Annotated in this window: 15 protein-coding genes; 2 read left to right on the top strand and 13 right to left on the bottom strand. The window is 54.0% G+C overall.

Going from position 1 to position 16,607, the window contains the following annotated elements:
- Positions 1-8 precede the first annotated feature (8 nt).
- Positions 9-782: an envelope biogenesis factor ElyC gene (gene elyC / locus KGP21_RS11155; protein ID WP_059200398.1), complete on the top strand. Its 774-nt coding sequence runs from the start codon at positions 9-11 to the stop codon at positions 780-782.
- Here the strand turns inward: elyC and KGP21_RS11150 are convergent.
- The 6 genes from KGP21_RS11150 to KGP21_RS11125 all read right to left on the bottom strand — a co-directional run bounded on the left by KGP21_RS11150 (position 779) and on the right by KGP21_RS11125 (position 4,999).
- A complete protein-coding gene (locus tag KGP21_RS11150; protein ID WP_179249776.1) occupies positions 779-1,675 on the bottom strand; it encodes a YcbJ family phosphotransferase in 897 nt (298 codons plus the stop codon). The genes elyC and KGP21_RS11150 overlap by 4 nt on opposite strands.
- 134 nt (positions 1,676-1,809) lie before the next feature.
- Positions 1,810-2,559 (bottom strand): 3-deoxy-manno-octulosonate cytidylyltransferase, encoded by a 750-nt coding sequence (kdsB, locus tag KGP21_RS11145; protein ID WP_223538178.1) that lies wholly within the window; start codon positions 2,557-2,559, stop codon positions 1,810-1,812.
- Entirely contained in the window at positions 2,556-2,738 is a 183-nt protein-coding gene (locus KGP21_RS11140; RefSeq protein ID WP_021804911.1) for a Trm112 family protein, read from the bottom strand. Before KGP21_RS11140 ends, kdsB begins: the two co-directional genes overlap by 4 nt.
- A 271-nt stretch (positions 2,739-3,009) precedes the next feature.
- Positions 3,010-4,236 carry a winged helix-turn-helix domain-containing protein gene (locus tag KGP21_RS11135; RefSeq protein WP_021804912.1) on the bottom strand — a complete coding sequence of 409 codons (1,227 nt, stop codon included), beginning with the start codon at positions 4,234-4,236 and terminating at the stop codon, positions 3,010-3,012.
- Positions 4,237-4,346: 110 nt separating this feature from the next.
- On the bottom strand, positions 4,347-4,568 hold the full coding sequence (locus KGP21_RS11130; RefSeq protein WP_021804913.1) for a cold-shock protein: 222 nt from the start codon (positions 4,566-4,568) through the stop codon (positions 4,347-4,349).
- Positions 4,569-4,789: 221 nt separating this feature from the next.
- The gene (locus tag KGP21_RS11125; RefSeq protein WP_021804914.1) at positions 4,790-4,999 is read right to left on the bottom strand and encodes a cold shock domain-containing protein; all 210 of its coding nucleotides are present in this window, start codon (positions 4,997-4,999) and stop codon (positions 4,790-4,792) included.
- A gap of 517 nt (positions 5,000-5,516) precedes the next feature.
- On the opposite strand from KGP21_RS11125, the gene KGP21_RS11120 reads away from it, so the two are divergent.
- A complete protein-coding gene (locus KGP21_RS11120) occupies positions 5,517-6,923 on the top strand; it encodes a VOC family protein (protein WP_223538176.1) in 1,407 nt (468 codons plus the stop codon).
- Between the two features lies 1 nt (position 6,924).
- Here KGP21_RS11120 and lpxK read toward each other — a convergent pair whose 3' ends face one another.
- The 7 genes from lpxK to aroA form a co-directional block, all read right to left on the bottom strand.
- Positions 6,925-7,902: a tetraacyldisaccharide 4'-kinase gene (gene lpxK / locus KGP21_RS11115; RefSeq protein ID WP_021804916.1), complete on the bottom strand. Its 978-nt coding sequence runs from the start codon at positions 7,900-7,902 to the stop codon at positions 6,925-6,927.
- Positions 7,902-9,647: a lipid A ABC transporter ATP-binding protein/permease MsbA gene (gene msbA / locus KGP21_RS11110; RefSeq protein ID WP_021804917.1), complete on the bottom strand. Its 1,746-nt coding sequence runs from the start codon at positions 9,645-9,647 to the stop codon at positions 7,902-7,904. Before msbA ends, lpxK begins: the two co-directional genes overlap by 1 nt.
- 35 nt (positions 9,648-9,682) lie before the next feature.
- Entirely contained in the window at positions 9,683-11,914 is a 2,232-nt protein-coding gene (locus KGP21_RS11105) for a ComEC family protein (RefSeq protein ID WP_245398492.1), read from the bottom strand.
- A 289-nt stretch (positions 11,915-12,203) separates the two neighbouring features.
- Positions 12,204-12,488 (bottom strand): integration host factor subunit beta, encoded by a 285-nt coding sequence (gene ihfB / locus KGP21_RS11100; RefSeq protein ID WP_004928264.1) that lies wholly within the window; start codon positions 12,486-12,488, stop codon positions 12,204-12,206.
- 62 nt (positions 12,489-12,550) lie between these two features.
- A complete protein-coding gene (gene rpsA / locus KGP21_RS11095; RefSeq protein ID WP_021804919.1) occupies positions 12,551-14,227 on the bottom strand; it encodes a 30S ribosomal protein S1 in 1,677 nt (558 codons plus the stop codon).
- 191 nt (positions 14,228-14,418) lie between these two features.
- Positions 14,419-15,108 (bottom strand): (d)CMP kinase, encoded by a 690-nt coding sequence (gene cmk / locus KGP21_RS11090; RefSeq protein WP_021804920.1) that lies wholly within the window; start codon positions 15,106-15,108, stop codon positions 14,419-14,421.
- Positions 15,109-15,300: 192 nt separating this feature from the next.
- On the bottom strand, positions 15,301-16,587 hold the full coding sequence (aroA, locus tag KGP21_RS11085) for a 3-phosphoshikimate 1-carboxyvinyltransferase (protein ID WP_179253153.1): 1,287 nt from the start codon (positions 16,585-16,587) through the stop codon (positions 15,301-15,303).
- Positions 16,588-16,607 lie beyond the last annotated feature (20 nt).

Raw genomic sequence — 16,607 nt, 5'->3', positions numbered from 1 at the left:
GATTTTTGATGTTATTTCACTTAAAAAAATTTATTGGCGGCCTGATGATGCCTCTACCCGCCCTGCTGTTGTTAATGGGGCTGGCATTATTGCTGCTGTGGTTTACCCGTTGGCAGAAATGCGGCAAAGTCATATTAAGCCTGAGTTGGCTGCTGTTGCTGTTGCTCAGCCTGCAACCGGTCGCCGATCGCCTGTTGAAGCCGTTAGAATCCAGTTACCCGACCTATAGAGGCAACGGCCAGATTGACTATATCGTGGTGCTTGGCGGCGGTTATACCTATAACCCGGACTGGGCCCCCAGCTCTAACCTGCTCAACAACAGCCTGCCACGAGTGACCGAAGGCGTCAGGCTATACCTGTCGCACCCGGGTAGCAAGATGGTCTTTACCGGTGGAAAAGGCGCGAAAACGCAAAGCAGCGCGGCCACCGCAGCACTGGTGGCGGAAAGCCTGGGTGTGCCTGCCAGCGACATCGTGCTGGTGGACCGCCCGCGGGATACCGAACAGGAAGCCGCAGAGGTCGCCAAATTGGTAGGGAAACAGCCGTTTGCGCTGGTGACATCCGCCAATCACTTGCCGCGTGCCATGCGCTTCTTTGAGGCTCAGGGCCTGCACCCAATCCCGGCTCCGGCCAATCAACTGGCCATTACCTCACCGCTGAATATCTGGGATCGGGTGATGCCTTCCGCGATGTTCCTTGGGCACAGCGAACGGGCGGCATATGAAACGCTGGGCAGTCTGTGGCAGCAGCTAAAAGGGGATGGTGAAGTCAGCAGCAATTAGTGAGCCAGCCAGGGCCGTAGCTGTTGTGCGGCCTGATCGAACGCCGGGCGATCCAGCTTGCCGGTATGGATCATCCTGGCTACCGCCTCCCACACCACATAAAGCCAACGACGAGACAGGAAAGACTCCGCCACTGGCGCACGCTGTAGATAGCGGAACAGCAATTGATCCGGCATCCCCGCCTCGCAAAGCCTGAACAGCTCATATTCCCGTGGCGCCCACAGCATCATGCCTGGGTTGAGCATCGCCAGCAGTTGGTCGGTTTTGGCATCTTTCAGCATGCTGCGTAACCCCAGATTACCGTGCACCAGCACGCAAGGGTCATCAAAATCGGCAAAGAAGTCGATCAGCATTTCGCGCGTGCGGTACAGCAGGCGGCGGTCTGCCATGCTTAACAGCGGCGAGTTCATATTACCCAGAGTTGACCAAAGTACTTCGATACGCTGCTGGTACCAACTGCACCAGTCATTCTCCTGCGTGCTGTCAACCGTGCCCACGCAGCCGTGGCTATCGATACGGTGCCAGGCCAGCATGCCGTCGACAATCTGGTCCATCAAGGCTTCCCAACGGGCCAAAGTCCGGGTTGGAGCCTCGACCGAGACGCCACGCAGGCGTTCGATCAGCAATATCTCTTTGTAGGGCGCTTGCCGGGTGTAGACCACGCCAAACACCGTTGGCAGACGAATGTCCCCTTCACGCGCCAGCATGGATAACTTGTAAGCTTCCTGCTGGGCAATGCCCTCACAGACGAAGCTTTTCGCCATCAGCGGGATCGCATGATCCTGACGATCGTACAGTGAATACAGATGGGCATAAGGCTGTTCGCTGACGCGTTCCAGACGACCGACGGACTCTCCCAGCACAATACTCAATTCGGCACGCAGCTGCTCCATGGAACGACCCCCTCCACATTAAGGATAAGCAACTGTCATCATTGAACGGTGAGCGGAGAAATTCTTCAATGCAGATCAATAAAAAGGGTAAATCAGGGAATTGAGATGGCCGGGGTCTCCGGCCAATAGATGACTCAACGCTTGATGCTGTCCCGCACTCGTTGCAAGTCTTCCGGGGTATCGACACCGACGCTCGGAATGGCCTGCGCCACCGCGACGTGGATCTTTTCGCCGTACCACAGCACACGCAACTGCTCCAGCAGTTCAATCTGTTCCAGCTGGCTTGGTTGCCAGTTGACGTAGCGGCGGACAAAACCGGCGCGGTAAGCATAAATCCCGATATGCCGCAGCAGGCTATTGCCAATAGTCTGTTTTGATTGAGCAAAACGCTCACGATCCCAAGGGATGGTGGCACGTGAGAAATAGAGCGCATAGCCTTGCGCATCCATCACCACCTTGACCGCATTCGGGTTGAAGGCTTCTTCTGCGGTTTCGATCGGTACCGCCAGCGTGGCCATCCCTGCGCTACTGGCCGCCAGGTTTTCTGCCACCTGACGCACGATAACCGGCGGGATCATCGGCTCATCGCCTTGCACATTGACAATGATTTCATCATCAGCAAAGCCACATTTTTCGATCACTTCCGCCAGGCGTTCGGTGCCGGAATGGTGGTCCGGGCTGGTCATGCAAACTTCACCGCCGGCAGCCTCGACCGCTTTGGCCACCTCAGGGTGATCGGTGGCGACAATCACGCGGGAAGCCCCTGATTCACGGGCTCGTTCCATCACATGCACCACCATCGGCTTACCGTGGATATCCGCCAACGGTTTACCCGGCAAGCGGGTGGACGCATAACGCGCCGGGATGATAGCGATAAAACTCATGCGTGTTTCTCGTCCAGTGGGATGGTGCGCGCTTCGTTTTCCAGCAATACCGGAATACCATCACGTAATGGGTAGGCCAGGCCGTCCAGTTTGCAGACCAGTTCCTGATGTTCTTTGTTGAAATAGAGCTTACCGTTGCAAACCGGGCAGGCAATGATTTCGAGTAAACGGTGATCCATGCTTCCTCCAGGGGAAGATATGCTAACAGGGAAAGTGCGTGAGGATAGCATAACGCCATAGGACCGGTTAATCACCGCCTGATTTGCTCAGACGGTTGCCGAACGGGAAATTTTTCTGCGGGGGTTGAATCACTCCATTAGCAGGCGTAGAATTTTTTGTGATTTACATCACAAAAAAATGAGAACCTGCAAATGATCAAACGTCTTCATAAAATCATCGCGCTGTTTGCCAACTACAGCAACTAACAAAGCTCAGGGCGAGGGGCGTTAGTTATTCTACTTCCCAGCCCTGCCCCCACTCTGCGGCCAACAGCGCCGGAACATCGCCCAGCGAAATCTGCTGCGCCCCGTGCCATTTCGCCGTACGGGTGATTGCCTGACGAATATCCTGACAACGCTGCTTACCCAGCTTGACCCCAGATTCAAGATGGAAACTGATCGCTTCAAACACGCCCTGTTTGCGGTGCATTTTCGCATCTACCCGGCCAATCAGTTCACCCCGTTGCAACAACGGCAAAGTGAAATAGCCGTACTGGCGTTTTTCTTTTGGCGTGTAGCATTCCAACCGATAGTCAAAGTTGAACAGTTCCAGCGCGCGCCGCCGATCCCACACTACCGGATCAAAAGGAGACAGCAGGCAAGTTACCGTAGATTTCAACTTCCCTTGTACCGCCAGCGCCAACTCGGCTGCCAGCGACTGATGGACATAAAATTCCCCTTCCAGCCCGTCGATAGCGATCTGGGAGATCTCTCCCTGCTGTAATAGCATTGCCAACAACGGTCTGGGGGCGACGCGTTTCAAGCGGTAATAATCCGCCAGCCATTCGGCTTTAAACACGCCGAGATAGCGGCAACTGCGGGTGAGCATCTGTTGCTGCGCCGTCGCCTGAGGTAAGGCATGTACATCATCATCCCACTGCGGCAATAAACGTTCGGTGAGATCGTAGACACGGTGAAAATTACGGCGTTCAGCCACCATCAACTTGCCAGAGGTAAACAGAATTTCCAGATGACGCTTTTCCGGCTTCCAATCCCACCAGCCGTTAGCGCCTTTCTTTTCGGCGCTAAAATCGGCCGAACGCACCGGCCCATTTACCGCGATATGCTGTAGCAGTTCATCGATAGCCTGTTGGTGCTGTTGCACCCATTCCTGCGAGTATTTCCACCCCATCCCCTGAGGTTGCAGCATGCGGTGGCGTAACAGACCAAAGTCATCGATAGGGAGAAAACAGGCTTCGTGCGCCCAGTACTCAAACAGTTTGCGGCTAGCCAAGGCCTGTTCCAGCCATTCTGGCCGATAATCACCCAAGCGACTGAACAGCACCAGGTAAGGGCTGCGGGCCACCACGCTGATGGTGTCAATTTGCAGCAACCCCATACGATCGATGGCGGTAATCACATCATCGGGGCAAGCCTGGCGTTTGATCGGGGATAGCAGCCCTTGAGCGGCAAGATGAAGCGCGCGGGCAGAGGAAAGCGAAATAACGGGGATTGGCATCCTGATATCCAAGGGTCATTGAGCAATGGCCTGATGATAGAGGATCCTGGAGAAATTTTCTTCGCCAGTGCATGGGGTGGCGGCACCGGCACTGGCGAGGAAAGTTTGGGTCAGAACGCGATAACGTCTGCCGCTGACAGCCCGTGAGAGCTACGATAAATCGAGAACTCGACGTTCTGACCTTCGTTTAATGACTTGTTCTTGGTATTGGCGATAGCACGGCGGCTAACATAAATTTCGTCACTACCATCGACCGGTGAAATAACACCATAGCCTTGAGCCTGATCAAACCATTTCACTTGGCCCATTTTTAGCATTGTATTCTTAAACATATTTTATATCCTTTCACTTGAGCATCCTTCACAACGTTATTTTTGTTATTGTGTGGACGCTACCAGCCCATCCTAAAGTTTCTCGTAACAAACCTCTCGTGAGCAAAAATTAAAAAACCCGCACTACGGCGGGCTGTTTGAGCTTAATATCTTCCGCATAACTCAGCATAAACGCGTCATTATGGTTGTATTAAGCTCTCTATACGCTATTCCCTCTAAACTTACAGAGCAACAACGTTGGCGGCAGCCGGCCCGCGCGGGCTGTCCTGAATGGTATACTCAACACGCTGGCCTTCTGCCAGAGTCTTGAAACCTTCGGTCATGATTGCAGAGAAGTGTACGAATACATCTTTGCCGCCATCTTGTTGTTCAATGAAACCAAAACCTTTACTTTCGTTGAACCACTTAACCTGACCCGTCTTCTTAGACATTACTATTACCTTTTAAATATTTACAAAAACCTGCCCTATGGCAATTTGGCCGTTTTTCAGAATCATTACTTATGGGAGGTACTTAGAAGGTTCGTCTTTGAAGCGGAATCAGATGATAACGTCTTGGGAGGAACTACTTAATCTATACTCGTACATAAATAGCGCTGCATCACAGGCCGGTATGCATTAACTCATAAACTCATCATCAAGACAAGAGGTTTATCACACTTTTTAGCTATATCCGCCAAAAATATTCCTATCACACTGATTTTCAAAATTTAAACCCCTCTTTTTTTTAGCTCACCGAAAGAGCATTTCGCTCATCACTCACCACTTGGGGTGATACCTGCAAATGAGAGCCAACGCATAAAACACTAATATCGTTAGCCAATCGATAACAAATCACGAACCAACTGACTAGACTTGAGTCAAAAACACGGTGAGGTGTCATCTGGCCAGCACTATTGGCGGCCTAAACCGCATTTTTCAGATTTTATTGAGCTAAGGAGCTAGCAGTATGATCGACCAGCACTTCGTCTCGCCGAATGACATTCGCGCCAAATTTTCCCTGGCAATGTCGGCCATGTATCAACAAGAGGTGCCACTGTATGGTGACTTGATCGAACTGGTCGCTGAAACCAATCGGGAGGTGCTGAGTAAAGATTCAGCCTTGGCACATGGGTTGCAGATTACCGGTGAAATCGGTCGATTATCGATGGAGCGCCACGGCGCTATCCGCGTCGGCACGGCAGCTGAATTGCAGACTTTACGACGACTGTTTGCCGTCATGGGCATGTCTCCTGTGGGTTATTACGATCTCACCGCTGCTGGTGTCCCCGTCCACTCCACCGCCTTTCGTGCCGTACATGAAGCCGATCTGCAAGTCAGCCCGTTTCGCATCTTTACTTCGTTGCTACGGCTGGAACTGATTGAGAATGTGGCGCTACGCGAGCTGGCACAACGGCTGCTGGATCGCCGCTGCATTTTTACCGAGCGGGCTTTGGAGCTGATAGCGTTACATGAAGTTCAGGGCGGGCTGGATGCTGAACAGGCGCAAGAATTCGTTGCCCAGGCGCTCGAAACCTTCCGTTGGCACCGTTTGGCCACCGTCAGCGCCAGCGAGTATCAACAGTTGCACAATCAACATCGCCTGATCGCCGATATCGTCGCCTTCAAAGGGCCGCATATCAACCACCTGACACCAAGAACGCTGGATATCGATCGAGTACAGGCGGCAATGCCAGAACGCGGGATCCCGCCTAAAGCGGTGATCGAAGGCCCACCTACACGCAACTGCCCTATTCTGCTACGCCAGACCAGTTTCAAAGCGTTAGAGGAACAAGTCCTGTTTATCGAACCCGACGGTCATCAGGTTGTGGGCCATCATACCGCGCGTTTCGGTGAAATTGAGCAACGGGGCGTAGCCCTGACCGCCAAAGGGCGAGCGCTTTACGATCGCCTGCTGCAGGCCGCCCAGGATGCATTACAGGTTCCGGCTACGGAAGATAATGCTCCACGCTATTACCAACTGCTGGCTGAGCATTTCCAAGCCTTCCCGGATGATTACAATACACTGCGCGTGCAGCAATTAGCCTGGTTCCGCTATTTCCCTACCGAATGCGGGCTGGCGGCTAAAGAGACCGTTGAGCAGCACAGCACGCTTGAACAGCTCATCGCACTGGACTACATCCGCTTCCAGCCGTTGGTGTATGAGGATTTCCTGCCGGTCAGCGCCGCCGGAATTTTTCAGTCTAATCTGGGGGGGAGCCGCCATGCGCGATACGCGGCGTCATCAAGCCGTGCGGCGTTTGAACAGGCATTAGGGGCAGGCGTGATTGATGAGTTGGCGCTTTACCAGCAAACACAGCAGCGCTCACTGCAAGCTTGCGCGCAAGCCTTGGGCTTGCACGCTTTGGAAGCTTAGATTATTTGATTAACTTCTGGATCCCTTGCAACAGTCGCTCGGCCTGCTCGGTGGGAAGTACCGCTTCAACCGGTAAATACCACCAGTCAGGCTGGGCAAAGGCACGGCATTTCACCGCATCCTTCTCGGTCATCAGCAGCGTTTGGCCTTGGCTCGCCAATGCGGCTAACTGCCCGTGGTTGTATTCCTGGTGATCGGCAAAAGCAACCTCGCGCTCGACTTCAACTCCCAACTTTTCTAACGTGGCGAAAAATCTTGGAGGATGACCGATCCCTGCCATCGCCACCACGTGGGGCAATTCGATCGCCGGGCGGCGTTCACCGCTGGCGATATTTACCGCATCCTGCGCCTGGAGCTTCATGGCGATTTCCCCCGGCTGGGCAACACCGCCATTTGCCACACAGGCATCCACCGTCTTTAAGCGGGATACACGCTCACGCATTGGGCCAGCGGGTAGCCACCAGCCGTTGCCGAAGCGACGAACGCCATCGATCACCACCAGCTCAAAATCACGCTGTAAAGCATAGTGCTGGAGGCCATCGTCGGTGATGATCAAATCAAGCTTGCCCTGGTTCAACAAGGCTTGCACCGCTTCGGCGCGCTTTGGTGAAATAGCCACCGGTGCCCCGGTGCGCTGAAAGATCAGCACGGGTTCATCACCGGCCTGCCGGGTGGTAGTCTGAGCATCCAGCACCAGCGGATAGACCGCCGACTTGCCGCCGTAACCTCTGGAAACCACGCCGACCCGGTAGCCACGCTGTTGCAGCTGTTCAACCAACCAGATCACCATCGGTGTTTTACCGTTGCCACCCGCAGTGAGGTTCCCCACGATAACGACCGGCACCGGCGCACGCCAACTCTTGCGCAAGCCACAGCGGTAGCTAAGGCGGATCAGGCCGCTCACCAGGCCATACAGCCAGGAGAGCGGCAACAGCAGCAGGTAAACCAGTGAACTACCTGACCAGATACGCTCTATCATTACTGACCAAACTGCATGCGGTGAAGTTGTGCGTAAGCCCCTTTCTGCTCGATCAACTCGGCATGCTGGCCACGTTCAACGATACGCCCATCTTCAACCACCAGGATCTCGTCGGCTTTCTCGATAGTCGACAGACGGTGGGCAATTACCAATGAGGTACGGTTTTTCTGCAGTTCGTCCAAGGCCGCCTGGATCGCACGCTCGGATTCGGTATCCAGCGCGGAGGTGGCTTCATCCAGGATCAGGATTGGGCAATCTCGCAGCAAGGCACGAGCGATGGCAATACGCTGACGCTGACCACCGGAAAGCATCACGCCGTTCTCACCGATCACCGTATCCAGACCCTGCTCCATTTTATCAATGAAGTCGGTGGCATAGGCCATGCGCGCCGCTTTCTCGATCTCTTCACGGCTGTAGCGCTCTTCACGAGCATAGGCAATGTTGTTGGCAATGGTGTCATTGAACAGGTGGACGTTCTGTGAGACCAGGGCAACCTGATCGCGCAGCGAGGCCAGGGTATATTCCCTCAGGTCGTGGCCATCCATCAGGATCTGCCCTTCCTGCACGTCGTAGAACCGCGTCAGCAGGTTGGCAATCGTCGATTTACCCGAACCAGAACGACCAACCAACGCCACCGTTTTACCTTCTGAAATGCTCAGATTGATATCACGCAGCGCTGGGATCTCACGCCCCGGATAGGCGAAGGTCACATTACGGAATTCGATATCACCTTTGGCACGTTCAACCTGGCGAGTACCGGTATCCTTTTCCTGTTCCAAATCCAGGATCGAGAACAACGTCTGGCAGGCCGCCATACCGCGTTGGAACTGGGCATTCACGTTGGTCAAGGATTTCAGTGGACGCATCAAGGCAATCATGGCGGAGAACACCACGGTAATGGTACCGGCGGTCAGCGTATCCATCACGCTAGGGAAGCTTGCTGCAAACAGCACAAACGCCAATGCCAATGAGGCGATCAACTGAATAATAGGATCGGCAATAGAAGAAGCCGAAACCAACTTCATCCCCTGCTGACGCATGCGGTTACTGACGGTGTTGAAGCGCTCGGTTTCCACCTGTTGGCCACCAAAGATCAGCACTTCTTTATGCCCTTTCAGCATCTGTTCGGCACTGGTCGTCACCTGCCCCATGGTGTTTTGCATATTTTTACTGATATTGCGAAAACGTTTGGAGACCAGGCGGATTGCGAAGGAAACAATCGGTGCCAGCACGATCAGGATCAGTGAGAGCTGCCAGCTGTAATAAAACATCATGATGAACAGGCCGATGATCGAGGCCCCTTCACGCACCACGGTAACCAACGCGCTGGAAGAGGATGAAGCTACCTGTTCCGAGTCGTAGGTAATACGTGAAAGCAGAGTTCCTGTTGATTGCTGGTCAAAAAAGGCCACCGGCATTCGCATCATATGGCCGAACAGGCGGCGGCGCATCTGCATTACCACCATGCCAGACACCCAGGAAATACAGTAGCTGGAGACATAGCTGGTGATGCCACGCATCAGCATCAGGCCAATCACGACCAACGGCATCCAATGCAAGACTCGGCTATCGGCTTTACCAAAGTCGTCTAATAACGGTTTGAGCAGGGACAGCATCAACGTATCCCCCGCGGCGTTTAAAACCAGCGCAATGGCGGCGACCACCAACCCGGTTTTAAACGGTGTGATCATCGGCCAGAGGCGGCGGAACGTCTGCCAGGTGGACAGATCTTTATCATTCATCATGCAAATACCAGCATCGGAAGAAATAGCGGCCCATTCTACTCATTATCCCCCTCAACGCCAAACCACTGATGATACCAACGTGGATTTAGTTGTTCGCGAAAGCCTTTAACTTGCCAATCATGACGATAAAAAAACACGCTGAGCTGCCCTGAGCGGGCCGTATCACGCCAGGGAATGTGATTTTCCCGATAGCGTTTGACTATTTTTGCTGCCGGTAACCGCCAGGCGTTATAGCGGGATGCCGAGGCAAACGCCAGCTTGGGGGCAACGGCACGCAAAAATGGCGGCGTTGAAGATGTCTTGCTGCCGTGATGAGGCACCTGAAGGATAGTGCTGGGTAAATTCGCACGTTGTTTCAGCAATGCCTGCTCAGCTCGGCGTTCAATATCACCCGTCAGCAACAGGCTGAACTTGCCGTCATCGACACGCACTACGCAGGAATCATCGTTAGCGGCATAATCCACCCTTGCAGGAGGCCACAACACCTGAAAGTTTAGCTCTCGCCACACCCATCGCTGCCCTTGTACGCAAGGCAGGTGGCCAACGTTAACGATCGGCGTACGCACGCTGGCCTGTGGAAACGCCGCTTCGAGTACCGACAAGCCGCCGATATGATCCAGATGGCTATGGCTGATCACGATTTGCTCCAGCGAGATCTGCCGCCAACGCAGGAATGGCAAAATGTTGCGCTCTGCCGCGCTGGAGGCTTGCCAGCGGTTGCCCGTATCAAAGATGACGGCCTTACCTTCTCGCTCGATCACCACCGCCAGGCCGTGCCCTACGTCGAGCATATCTACCCGCCAGCGATAATCTGGCGATCTTTCCCGCCCGAATAGGCAACCTAGCACCACAACGGCACAACCAACAGGAAAGTGATACCACCAGCGAAAACGCCAGCAAACCACGGCTAACCACCCAAGGGCGCTAAATTGCAGCAAGGCAGCCCCAACCTCTAGCCACCCTTGCTCGAGCCCGGGAAGCGGCCATAAGGCCCAACTGACGGTAAGATCGGCCAATTGCCAACACCAGTGGCTTACCGGCGGAATAAAAAATAGCATCAATGCCAACAATATCAACGGAACCGACAGCAGAGAAACGATCGGTACCGCCCAAAGGTTGGCGGGTAACGATGTCCAGCTCAAGCCATGAAACAGGCCAAATTGTAACGGCATCAGCAATAGCATCATACCTAGTTGCATGTGTAGCCAACGCAGAGGTGCCCAACCCCAAGAAGTGCTGAAGCGCCTGGGCAACGGTGCCCATTCGAACCAAAAGATTAAGGCCGCAACCGCCAGGGCGGAGAGCCAGAAGCTGTCCGAAAGCACCGACATAGGATCGCACAGCAACAGCAGGCTGATACACCACAGCCAGATTTGCCAGGAAGTGCAGGAAACTCCTTTAAGGCGCAGCCAAAGCCACAGAGACAAGGCAATAAAGGCCCTCATTGCCGGAGGTTGCCCACCTGCCAACCACACATAGCACAGCGCCATCAACCAACTGACGACCAGCGGCAAACGGTAGCCGATGTAACGCGCGGGCAACAAAAACTGCACGCCACGCGCCAGCCCCCAGGCAAAGGCAGCGGCCAGGGAAATATGCAGGCCAGAAATGGCCATCAGGTGAGCCACGCCGGTTTTCATCAGTTGCCCACGCAGTTCATTACTCATCAGCGAGCGTTCGCCAAACGCCAGCGCCAGCAACACCGGGCGTTGCGTCAGTGGAATGAACGATTGATCCATTTGTTTGACGATCAGTTGGCGCCAGTTGCAGCCCTTATCCAGTGCCGTTGCAGAACGTACAAAGCCACGCAACGGTTGCCGATTAGCAATGGCCCAACGCTGCCCGTCAAAGCCCCCTTCATTCAGGCTGCTATGTACCGGACGGAAGCGAACCTTCATTGCCCAACGTTGCCCCGCACAGGGCTTTTCGCCACGCCAGTTTGCCGTAAAGGACAATGCAGGAACCAGCCATCGCCCGCCAACCTGCTCAATACGCAGTTGCACCTGTGGTGTTTCAGCCCCGTTCAGCCAAATGCTACGCACGGAAGCAATCACGGCTTTATCGCCGCTGGTCGTCAACGTTGCAACTTGCTGCATCAACAGGCTGGCACTGCCGGTGGCGTAGATAAAGCCCAGCAGGCAGCAGCATAGTGCCTGGCGCCATGGATTCGGCTTATATCGCCAGAGCCACAAAGCCGCAACGGCTAGCCCCATCAATAAAGGCCACGACGGTAAGTGGGACAAAAACAGTATCGGCAGCATCCCCATCACCAAAGCGATGGCGGCCCTATCCAGTGAGATCCTGATTTCCGCGCTCCTTGCCAAGTTTATCCTGCAACAAATGTGACTTCTCAGACGATTAACCGCCAGTTGCAGGTTGCTACTCAGGAAAGGAGGTCGTAAACAATCGGTTGGCTATTTGGCATTTGCAGGAAAGGTTGCGGAGCGGAGCGCAAATTTTGGCAGGTATGGAAGGATTTTTCAGGCGAAAAAAAACGGCACCCTAAGGCACCGTTTTATATTCTTTACAAGCAACAACACTATGGGTGGTCAGCGACTAGCCATAGATATTGGCACGGTCACGTAACTCTTTACCTGGCTTGAAGTGAGGGACGTACTTGCCGTCCAACTCAACTTTATCACCCGTTTTAGGGTTACGGCCGACGCGCGGAGCACGGTAGTGAAGAGAAAAACTGCCGAATCCGCGGATCTCGATGCGCTCACCTTCGGCTAGCGTAGCTGCCATGTGTTCGAGCATCTCTTTCACTGCATCCTCAACGGCCTTCGCCGGAATATGAGATTGCTGGCCAGCAAGTCTTTCAATAAGTTCAGACTTGGTCATAGTTCCTCCAAGCTTTGCAGCTAAACTACCGTATCGGGGCGGTCAGAAACCGCCCCCCGTCATTACTCGCCTTTAGCCGCTTTGAAGGCTTCAGCCATAGCGTTAGAGAAGTTGCTTTCTTCCGGCTTGGTGTTGTTAACCGTAGCGATTGCATCTTTCTCGTCAGCTTCGTCCTTCGCACGGACGGACAGGCTTACAACGCGGTTCTTACGGTCAACGCCAGTGAATTTAGCTTCAACTTCGTCACCAACGTTCAGAACCAGAGTTGCGTCTTCAATACGGTCGCGAGAGGCTTCAGAAGCACGCAGGTAACCTTCTACGCCGCCTGCTAATTCAACTGTAGCACCTTTGGCGTCAACTGCAGTGACTTTACCAGTAACAATAGTACCTTTCTTGTTCATAGACAGGTAGTTATTGAACGGATCTTCAGCCAGTTGCTTCACGCCCAGGGAGATACGCTCGCGCTCTGCGTCAACTTGCAGAACCACAGCTGCGATTTCGTCGCCTTTCTTGTATTCACGAACTGCTTCTTCGCCTGCAACGTTCCAGGAGATGTCAGACAGGTGAACCAGGCCGTCGATGCCGCCGTCCAGGCCGATGAAGATACCGAAGTCAGTGATAGACTTGATTTTACCTTCAACGCGGTCGCCCTTGTTGTGGGTTTCTGCGAACTGCTGCCATGGGTTGTTTTTGCACTGCTTCAGGCCCAGGGAGATACGACGACGTTCTTCATCGATGTCCAGAACCATCACTTCCACTACATCGCCCACGTTAACAACTTTGGACGGATGGATGTTTTTGTTGGTCCAATCCATTTCAGAAACGTGTACCAGACCTTCAACGCCTTCTTCGATTTCCACGAAGCAGCCGTAATCAGTCAGGTTGGTAACACGACCAGTCAGCTTGGTGCCTTCTGGGTAACGTTTAGCGATAGCAACCCATGGATCTTCGCCCAGTTGCTTCAGGCCCAGAGATACACGAGTACGCTCGCGGTCGAACTTCAGCACCTTGACAGTGATTTCGTCGCCCACGTTGACAATTTCGCTTGGGTGCTTAACGCGTTTCCAAGCCATGTCAGTGATGTGCAGCAGGCCGTCAACGCCGCCCAGATCCACGAATGCACCGTAGTCAGTGAGGTTCTTAACGATACCTTTAACTTCCATGCCTTCCTGCAGGTTTTCCAGCAGTTGATCGCGCTCTGCGCTGTTTTCGGATTCGATTACTGCACGACGAGAAACAACAACGTTGTTGCGCTTCTGATCCAGCTTGATGACTTTGAACTCAAGCTCTTTGCCTTCCAGGTGCAGAGTGTCGCGAACTGGACGCACGTCAACCAGGGAACCTGGCAGGAACGCACGAATACCGTTCAGCTCTACAGTGAAGCCACCCTTAACTTTGCCGTTGATAACACCGACGACAGTTTCAGCTTCTTCGTAAGCTTTTTCCAGCGTGATCCAAGCTTCGTGACGCTTAGCTTTCTCACGGGACAGCAGAGTTTCACCGAAGCCATCTTCAACAGCGTCCAGCGCAACGTCAACTTCGTCACCAACCTGGATTTCCAGCTCGCCCTGGGCGTTTTTGAATTGCTCAGCCGGGATGGCAGATTCAGATTTCAGACCGGCGTCAACCAGTACGACATCTTTATCGATAGCAACAACAACACCACGAACGATGGAACCCGGACGGGTTTCGATTGTTTTCAGGGATTCTTCAAAGAGTTGAGCGAAAGATTCAGTCATGTTTAATCTTCAGGGTTCTATAGTTTAACGTCCATTTAGCGTCCCGCCGAATGGGGTTGTTTCACATACCTTGCCATTGGCTTCCTGCCGACAAGGTTTAGGTTACAGGGGTAAAATTTTACCCGATATATTCAGTTACTGCTATGCAGTACGATGACAAATATGACAAAAAGCTAAAAACGCCGCCGCGCTTATTGCTGCGGCAACGCCAAAACTTCATGTGCATATGCCAACGCCCGCTGGATCACTTCCTCGATCGACATGCTGGTAGAATCCAACACGAGGGCATCGAGAGCCGGTACCAGTGGCGCAATAGCCCGATTACGGTCACGGTCATCCCGCTCCTTTATCTCGGCTAAAAGACGTTCAAAGTTAACATTAAAGCCCTTTTCCTGCAACTGTAGCATGCGACGATGCGCACGCTCTTCGGAACTGGCGTCAAGGAAAATTTTAACCGGCGCATCCGGGAACACCACCGTGCCCATGTCACGGCCATCGGCGATCAGGCCCGGTGCCTCGCGAAATGCGCGTTGGCGGCGCAGCAGCGCCTCACGAACTCGTGGGAATGCGGCCGTTTGCGAAGCCGTATTGCCAACGGTTTCGGTGCGGATCTCATTACTGACGTCCTCACCTTCCAAAATAACCTGCAGCTTGCCGTCCTGAGCAACAAAGCGGACGTCGAGATGGGCGGCCAAGGGGACTAACGCCTCTTCAGAGGTGATATCCACCTGATGGTGCAACGCTGCCAGGGCCAGTACGCGATAAATCGCGCCGGAATCCAGCAAACGCCAACCAAGGGATTCTGCCAGCGCCTTGCACAGCGTGCCTTTGCCTGCACCACTTGGTCCATCAACGGTTATCACCGGAACTGTAGCCGTCATTTCTCTCTCCTTCAGGTAGGAACCTCACAGGAACACGCCCTGCTGTCTGCCCAAGTAGGAGCAGATTCGGGGGCGTATTATACGCGCCTGTGGAGTTTACTGTTACCGCGAACTGTCTGATTGCCGAAAAGATGGGCACTAATCGCAAAAAAGGCCTCAAACGAGGCCCATTGATAACGGATATAGAGAAGATTAGGCCAACTGGCTGATACGCGCCAACTGCTCAAAATAGTCCGGGAAGGTCTTGGCGGTACACTTCGGATCAAGAATGGTCACCGGCGTATCGGACAGCGCCACCAGCGAGAAGCACATCGCCATACGGTGATCGTTGTAAGTGCCGATCTCGGCAAACTGCAGCTTGCTTGGCGGCACGACGTGGATGTAATCCTCACCTTCATCCACCTCGGCGCCAACTTTGCGTAGTTCTGTTGCCATCGCCGCCAGACGGTCGGTTTCTTTTACCCGCCAGTTGTAGATATTGCGGATGGTGGTCGGCCCGGCCGCGAACAGCGCGGTGGTGGCAATGGTCATCGCCGCATCTGGAATGTGGTTCATGTCCATATCGATGCCTTTGAGCTCACCGCGGCTGCACTCGATAAAGTCATCGCCCCAGGTGATGTGCGCGCCCATTTTTTCCAGCACGTCGGCAAATTTGGTATCGCCCTGCACGCTTTTCTTACCGATACCGGTAACACGCACTGTGCCGCCCTTAATCGCCGCAGCGGCCAGGAAATAGGATGCTGAAGAGGCATCGCCTTCTACCAGATAGTCGCCTGGTGAACGGTAAGTCTGCTGCCCACGGATATGGAACACGCGATAGTTGTCGTGCGTGACTTCCACGCCGAAAGTCCTCATCAGGTGCAGGGTAATATCGATATAAGGTTTGGAAACCAGCTCACCCAAAATATGGATAGCGGTGTCTTGGGCCGCCAACGGTGCCATCATCAGCAAGGCGGTCAGAAACTGGCTGGATACGCTGCCGTCAACGCTTACGTCGCCGCCGCGGAAACCGCCACGCAGGCGCACAGGTGGATAATCGGTTTGTTCAAGGTAATCGATTTGCGCCCCGCCCTGGCGTAAGGCATCCACCAGATGGCCGATCGGGCGCTCTTTCATGCGCGGTTCGCCGGTCAACACCACGTCGCCCTCTCCCAGACACAGTGCTGCCGCTAATGGACGCATTGCCGTACCGGCATTACCGAGGAACAGCTCCAGCGGCTGCGCGGCAACCAACGGGCCAGCATTACCCTCAACGGAACAGGTGGTGCGATCGTCGGAGAGCTGGTAACTCACTCCCAGCGCCTGCAAGGCATTCAACATATGACGCACGTCGTCGCTGTCCAGCAGGTTGGTCAGCCGGGTCGTTCCCCGCGCCAGTGCAGCCAGTAGCAAAGCCCGATTGGATACGCTCTTGGAGCCGGGTAAGTTGACGGTGCCATCGACCAAAGCAACCGGTTGTAACGTCAGGGAATCCACCATGTGAACAAAACTCTCCAGAA

Source organism: Serratia sp. JSRIV004, from assembly GCF_019968705.1.
Lineage (GTDB): Bacteria > Pseudomonadota > Gammaproteobacteria > Enterobacterales > Enterobacteriaceae > Chania > Chania fonticola_B.
Note: the sequence above shows the minus strand (reverse complement) of the source record. Positions and strands in the feature narration are given on the sequence as shown.